Source organism: Allosphingosinicella sp. (assembly GCF_036387215.1).
Lineage (GTDB): Bacteria > Pseudomonadota > Alphaproteobacteria > Sphingomonadales > Sphingomonadaceae > Allosphingosinicella.
This window is the reverse complement of the sequence record NZ_DASVUE010000069.1, coordinates 1-5,847: the sequence shown is the minus strand read 5'-3', so window position 1 is coordinate 5,847 and position 5,847 is coordinate 1. Positions and strand designations below refer to the sequence as shown.

At 67.5% G+C, this 5,847-nt stretch carries 8 protein-coding genes and 1 pseudogene; 3 read left to right on the top strand and 6 right to left on the bottom strand.

Translation table 11 applies throughout. The features are described 5' to 3' along the window. The 3 genes and pseudogenes from VF662_RS03200 to VF662_RS03190 all read right to left on the bottom strand — a co-directional run. Positions 1-413, bottom strand: a pseudogene (locus VF662_RS03200) (phosphomannomutase); the annotation flags it as partial. A gap of 28 nt (positions 414-441) precedes the next feature. After that, positions 442-855 carry a J domain-containing protein gene (locus tag VF662_RS03195; protein WP_464137622.1) on the bottom strand — a complete coding sequence of 138 codons (414 nt, stop codon included), beginning with the start codon at positions 853-855 and terminating at the stop codon, positions 442-444. Position 856: 1 nt separating this feature from the next. Beyond that, positions 857-1,669 (bottom strand): division plane positioning ATPase MipZ, encoded by an 813-nt coding sequence (locus VF662_RS03190; protein ID WP_464137619.1) that lies wholly within the window; start codon positions 1,667-1,669, stop codon positions 857-859. 84 nt (positions 1,670-1,753) lie between these two features. Here VF662_RS03190 and panC point away from each other — a divergent pair, with 84 nt between their 5' ends. Both panC and VF662_RS03180 read left to right on the top strand, forming a co-directional pair. Continuing rightward, entirely contained in the window at positions 1,754-2,602 is an 849-nt protein-coding gene (gene panC / locus VF662_RS03185) for a pantoate--beta-alanine ligase (protein ID WP_464137616.1), read from the top strand. Positions 2,603-2,683: 81 nt separating this feature from the next. Continuing rightward, a complete protein-coding gene (locus VF662_RS03180) occupies positions 2,684-2,980 on the top strand; it encodes a hypothetical protein (protein WP_464137613.1) in 297 nt (98 codons plus the stop codon). Here the strand turns inward: VF662_RS03180 and VF662_RS03175 are convergent. Genes VF662_RS03175 through VF662_RS03165 form a run of 3 tightly spaced genes read right to left on the bottom strand, consistent with a single transcriptional unit; the run spans position 2,977 to position 5,304 of the window. Then, positions 2,977-4,107, bottom strand: a complete 1,131-nt coding sequence (locus VF662_RS03175) for a GNAT family N-acetyltransferase (RefSeq protein ID WP_464137611.1) — start codon at positions 4,105-4,107, stop codon at positions 2,977-2,979. The genes VF662_RS03180 and VF662_RS03175 overlap by 4 nt on opposite strands. After that, the gene (locus VF662_RS03170; protein ID WP_464137609.1) at positions 4,104-4,832 is read right to left on the bottom strand and encodes a glycerophosphodiester phosphodiesterase family protein; all 729 of its coding nucleotides are present in this window, start codon (positions 4,830-4,832) and stop codon (positions 4,104-4,106) included. The genes VF662_RS03175 and VF662_RS03170 overlap by 4 nt, the downstream gene beginning before the upstream one ends. A 4-nt stretch (positions 4,833-4,836) precedes the next feature. Next, positions 4,837-5,304 carry a RidA family protein gene (locus VF662_RS03165; protein WP_464137607.1) on the bottom strand — a complete coding sequence of 156 codons (468 nt, stop codon included), beginning with the start codon at positions 5,302-5,304 and terminating at the stop codon, positions 4,837-4,839. Positions 5,305-5,414: 110 nt separating this feature from the next. Between VF662_RS03165 and VF662_RS03160 the strand changes: the two genes are divergently transcribed. Further along, positions 5,415-5,714: a hypothetical protein gene (locus VF662_RS03160; RefSeq protein WP_464137605.1), complete on the top strand. Its 300-nt coding sequence runs from the start codon at positions 5,415-5,417 to the stop codon at positions 5,712-5,714. Positions 5,715-5,847: the final 133 nt, after the last annotated feature.

Here is a 5,847-nt window from a genome sequence, read left to right as displayed (position 1 = left end):
TCGCCCTCCGCCGCCATGGCGCCGAGCTTCTGTATGTCCTGGCCGAAGAAGGCCTTGTGGAAGAACACCATCTTGAAGCCGTTATAATTGCCCGGATTGTGGCTTCCGGTGATCTGGATGCCGCCGTCCACCTCGAGCTCCGCCTCGGCGAAGTAGAGCATCGGCGTCGGGCCCATGCCGATGCGGACTACGTCCACGCCGGCTTCGGTAAGGCCGCGGACCAATTGCTCGGCCAGCGAGGGGGAACTCAGCCGGCCATCGCGACCGACGGCGACGCGAGTGCCGCCCGCGCGGCGGATGAGCGTCCCGAAGGTGCGGCCGACCGCATAGGCGTCCGCCTCTCCCAACGTTTCCCCGACGATCCCGCGTATGTCGTACTCGCGCAAAGAGGTCGCGTTGAAACGATGGTTCATTGATTGCTCCGGATTGTGGGTGTGGATTTCAAGACGCGCGAGGCGTTCTGCGGTTCATTTCGGCGACGAGGATGTCGCGCGCCACGTTGACTCGGTTGGCAAGCTCCTCGGAGCCGCCGGCGTCCGGGTGGACCTTGGCGATGAGGCGCCGGTGCGCCGCACGAATTTCGACGAGGCTCGCCTCGGGGCTCACGCCCAGGAGCTTCCGCGCATCGTCGACCGGCATCCTGCTGCGCGAGAGGCCGCGGCGGCGGTGGGCGGCCCAAAGGATCGATCCGGCCATCAGCGCAGAGCCCGGCAGCACCTTGCCGGTCGTCATGAGCCTAAGCCCCAGCAGAAAGAGCGTGGCTGCAAGCCCGTCCTCGTAGGTGAAGTTCTTCAGCCGGCCCGTATACCAGGCCCAGCCGAGCCCCGCGCCGACCAGAAGCAGGAGCACCGGCATCTCAGCCCGCCATCGCGGCCGCGCGCGGCGGGCCGGCGTCCCTGTTGTCGCCGGGAAGGCTGAGGCCGGCGATCATCTCGCGCAGCTCCTGGCGGGCAGCGATGTGGCTAAGGCCGACATTGCCGAGTTCCTTCAGGTCGAGGAGCGTCAGGCCCTTGGGGAAGAGCTCGCGGTAGATGACTCGCTCGCCGAGGCCGGGGATCACGCGGAAGCCGACGCGCTTTGCAAGCTCGTCGAGCGCGGCGCCGACGCGGCGCATGTTCTTCGCTTCGACATATTGGAGGCGGTTGCGGAGCAGCACCCAATCGACGCTCGCGCCGGTGGTCTTGGCGCGCTGGGTGCGGCTGTTCCAGACGAGCTCGGCATAGAAGCTCGGGCGGCGGACCTTGTAGGTCTCCGGATCCACCTGGCCGATCAGATCAAGGTCGACGAAGCTGTCGTTGATCGGGGTCACGAGCGTGTCCGCCCGAAGCATCGCCTCGCGCGCATAGGGGTCGTCGCGGCCCGGGGTGTCGACCACCACCACGTCGGCGCCTTCCGAGATCGCCTCGAGCTGCGCCTCGAGATCGTCGTTCTTCTCAGGATCGAATGTCCCGTAGGACGGCATCGGCAGCGGCGTGTCGGTGCGGCGGATGGTTGCGGCCCGGTTGTCGAGATAGCGGCCGAGCGTGCGCTGGCGCGTGTCGAGATCGAGCGCGGCCACCCTCTTGCCCGCCGCTGCGAGCGCGACGGCGCTGTGGACGGCGGTGGTGGATTTTCCGGTGCCGCCCTTTTCGTTGGCGAAAACGATGAAATGCGGCCTCTCGCCAGCCATTGCTACTCTGCTGCCCCTCTTGATCCGAACGCGGCGCGCCTTCAATGGACGCCCCTTCGAAGCTCTATCGGAGCCCCCGGTCCCGTGCAAATCATCCGTGAGATCAATGCGCTCAGGCGAGCCGTGGCCGAGCTTCGAATCGACGGCGGGAGGATCGCCTTCGTCCCGACCATGGGGGCGCTGCACGCGGGCCACATGGCGCTCGTTCGCGAGGCGAAGCGTCAGGCGGCGCATGTGATCGCCTCGATCTTCGTCAACCCCACGCAATTTGGGGCGAACGAGGACCTCGGAAGCTACCCGCGCCGGGAGGCCGAGGATGCGGCGATGCTGGAGTCAGAGGGCTGCGCGATCCTCTGGGCGCCTGATGCGGCGACGATGTACCCTGCGGGGCATGCGACCAGCATCACCGTCTCCGGCGTCAGCGACGGCCTCGACGGAGCGGCTCGGCCAGGGCATTTTGCGGGCGTCGCGACCGTGGTCGCGAAGCTGTTCAACCAAGTGCAGCCGGACGTGGCCCTGTTCGGGGAAAAGGACTATCAGCAGCTGGCGGTGATCCGGCGGCTGGTGGCCGACCTCGACCTTCCCGTGCGCATCGTGGGGGTGCCGACGCAGCGGGATCCGGACGGCCTCGCCCTCTCGTCGCGCAATGCCTATCTCTCGCCCGAGGAGCGGATCGCTGCCCGTGCACTGCCGCGCGCGCTGGTCGAGGCGGCGCAGGCGATGCGGGACGGCGGAAGCGTTGAGGAGGCGCTCGCACGCGCGCGCGAAGATCTGACGGCGGCCGGTTTCGCCACCGTGGATTATGTCGAGCTTCGCGACGCGGAGACCCTTCAGCCGCTGGCGGAGCTAACGAGGGCGGGGCGCCTGCTGGCGGCGGCGAAGATCGGACGCACGCGGCTCATCGACAATATCGAGGTTCTTCCGCTCCCCTGAATATGGTCACCAGCGCGTTAACCATTTCTTTGGAGAAGGTGCGCGACACAGGTCCCCGACAGCAGAACAGAGGGGCATGTCATGGGTACCAGCTACAAGAGCGCAGCCTTCCTTATGGAAAGCCGGTTCGAAGATGCGGCAAGGGGCGACGCACACGCGCTGTACGAGCTCGGCGTCGTTTATTCGACGGGCACGAACGGGGTCGAGGTCGATCTCATCGAGGCGCACAAATGGTTCAACCTCGCAGCGCTCAACGGCAGCGAAGAGGGGCAGACCTGCCGCGCCGAGATCGCCGAAGAGATGAGCGCACGCGAAATCGCCGAAGCGCAGCGCCAGGCCCGCGCCTGGCTCTCGATCACGAGCCGCCGCGCCGCCTAAGCCTTCCGGAAGGGCGTCATCGCCTCGAGGATCTCCATTTCGTGACTTACGGCGTTGCGCTCGGCCTCGAGGAAGTCCGCGACCGCCGAACGAAGGTGCGGATCGCGAAGATAATGCGCTGAAAAGGTGGGAACGGGCCGGTAGCCGCGGCTCAGCTTATGCTCCCCCTGCGCACCGGCCTGGACGCGCTTCAGGCCGCGCGCGATCGCGGCGTCGATCGCCTGATAATAACAGATTTCAAAATGCAGGTGCGGCACCTCGGCCGTCGTGCCCCAATAGCGGCCGTAGAGCGTGTCCCCACCGATGAGGTTGAGCGCGCCGGCGATCGGCACCCCCTCGTGCAGCGCCAGCACCAGCAGCACCCGATCCGCCATCCGCTCCCCGAGCAATGAGAAGAAGCGGCGGGTGAGATAGGGCCGGCCCCACTTGCGTGAGCCGGTATCCTGGTAGAAGCCCCAGAAAGCGTCCCAATGCGCCTCCGTGATGGCGCTGCCGGTGAGATGCTCCACCGTCAGCCCGTCCAGCGCCTCGCGCCGCTCCTTCCGGATCGCCTTGCGCTTGCGGGAGGAGAGGGAGCCGAGGAAGTCGTCGAAGCTTCCAAAGCCTTCATTGTGCCAGTGGAACTGGCTGTCCACGCGGATGAGCCAACCCGCACGCTCGAAGACCGGCACTTCGTCGGCGTCGATGAAGGTGGCGTGGGCGGATGAGAAGGCGTTGTTCTCGACCAGGGTCTCGGCGGCGGCGATCAGTCCCTGCGCGAAGTGGGGGTCGGCGGTCAGCAGCCGCCGCCCGGGCACCGGAGTGAAAGGCACGGCTATCTGGAGCTTCGGATAGTAGCGCCCGCCGGCACGCTCGTAGGCGCTGGCCCAGCCGTGATCGAACACATATTCGCCCTGGCTGTGGCTCTTGAGATAGGCGGGCATGACCGCGGCCAGCTTGCCGCCCGGGCCGTCGATCGCGATCGGCACCGGCTGCCAACCGGTCCGCGCGGTGGCGCTGCCGGACTCTTCGAGGGCGGAGAGGAAGGCGTGGCTGAGGAAGGGGTTGTGGCTGCCCGCGCAGGCATCCCATTCGGCGGCATCGAAGCTCGCGACTCCGCCGCCGACGCGCGCGACGATCTGGCTCATGCCGGATCTTCGTAGATGATCTGATCGGCATTGGCCCGTGCGCGCTTCACCTGCTCCTCCCCCCGGCAGGTCCAGGTGAAGACCGGCAGGCCGCGGCGGCGGGCCCGGGCGGCGAAGCGGGAGGGGAGGTCACGCACGTCATAAGCCAGGAAATCGGGACGGGCGCGCCACAAGGCAAGGCGCCGCTCGAAGGCACCGCGCCACCTGCGGCCGGCCTCCGTCACCACCAGCCCACGCACCAGCCGAGGCGCGTGAAGCGAGCACCAGCGGCTTACCTCCGGATTGAAGGACATGATTCCAACCGGCCCGCGATATCCTTCGAGCGATCGAACCACGGCAAGGCAGATCGGCGCCACCTTCTGGCCGCTGGCCTTCACCTCGATCAGCAAAGGGACCCGGCCGCCGATCAGCTGTAGCACCTCGGCCAGGGTCGGGATTGTGTCGGAGCTGCCCCTGAGCTCGATGTGTCGAAGCTCGGCTGCGGTCCGTTCCGCGACGGGCCCGGCCTCACCGGTCAGCCGCTCCAGCGTCGCATCGTGGAAGACGATCGCGTGAGCATCCCGGCTCATCCGCACGTCGAGCTCGATGCCGTGGCCCCTAGCGATCGCCGCTTCGAAAGCGCTTCGGCTGTTCTCGATCCGCCCGCCGCCATGGAGGCCGCGATGCGCGAAGGGGAGGGGGATCAGCCCCTCGACCCGCCGCCTCTCAGGGGCGGGTGCGAGCAATACGTCAATCGGCGCGAATGGCGACAACCGCATCGATCTCGACCGCCGCTCCGCGCGGCAGCGTCGGCACGCCGACCGCGGCGCGGGCATGCCGGCCGGCCTCGCCGAACACCTGCTCCATCAATTCGGACGCTCCATTGGCGACCAGCGGCTGATCGGTGAAGCTCCCGGCGCTGTTGATGAACACGCCGAGCTTCACCACCCGCTCGACCCGGTCGAGGCTGCCGAGCGCCTTCTGCATCTGCGCGATCAGCATCAGACCGCAGGCGCGGGCGGCGCGCTGGCCGTACTCCAGGTCACGGTCTTCGCCGAGGCGGCCGGTCATAACCTGGCCGTTGTCGAAGGGCAGCTGTCCGGAAATGTGGAGGAGCCCGCTCGCTTCCACGGCCGGCACATAGGCGGCAACGGGTGCGGCGGCTTCGGGAAGGGTGATGCCGAGCTCGGCAAGGCGGGTCGAGATGCTGTCGGTCATCGCGCCCGTAAGCACCGGCGCCGCATCCGGGTCAAGGGATCAGACGACCGGCGCCGGTTAAACCTGCCGTTAACCATGTGCGCGTAGCTCTCCTTTGGAGAGGGACGAACATGGCGCACATCGAACACGAGCAAAGCAGCCTTCATGCGGCAGTCTACCAGGCGGTCGAGGCATCGATCGCGCTGCAGCGCTGCCTTCCAGCCGCGCAGGCGCACGTCCAGCGGGCGCTTGTGCAGCTCCGGGGTTCGAAGGCGGACCCCGAAGCGGTCCGCCAGCTCGAATCGATGTCGGTGCACCTTCACCAGCTGACGGCGGCGGCTATGCGCCCCGAGGGCGATACCTGCGAAGCCGCCACCCGGCAGCTCAGCCTCCTCGCCGAGCAGTGGATGGCGCGCCTGCCGATGCAATGAGCCGGCGCCGCCGCTAGCTCAGCCTTGCCAGCATCATGAGGGCATCGTGGCGAATGTTGTGAAGCCGCGTCAGCTCCAGATCCCCGGCCGCAACATGATTGGCGAGGCTTTCCACCCCGTCCACCAAGCGTGC

Bases quoted from the DNA above. Each gene is read 5' to 3' on its own strand.
- VF662_RS03190 (WP_464137619.1), bottom strand. From the start codon at position 1,669: ATGGCTGGCGAGAGGCCGCATTTCATCGTTTTCGCCAACGAAAAGGGC.
- VF662_RS03160 (WP_464137605.1), top strand. From the start codon at position 5,415: ATGGCGCACATCGAACACGAGCAAAGCAGCCTTCATGCGGCAGTCTAC.
- VF662_RS03195 (WP_464137622.1), bottom strand. From the start codon at position 855: ATGCCGGTGCTCCTGCTTCTGGTCGGCGCGGGGCTCGGCTGGGCCTGG.
- VF662_RS03180 (WP_464137613.1), top strand. From the start codon at position 2,684: ATGGGTACCAGCTACAAGAGCGCAGCCTTCCTTATGGAAAGCCGGTTC.
- VF662_RS03165 (WP_464137607.1), bottom strand. From the start codon at position 5,304: ATGACCGACAGCATCTCGACCCGCCTTGCCGAGCTCGGCATCACCCTT.
- VF662_RS03175 (WP_464137611.1), bottom strand. From the start codon at position 4,107: ATGAGCCAGATCGTCGCGCGCGTCGGCGGCGGAGTCGCGAGCTTCGAT.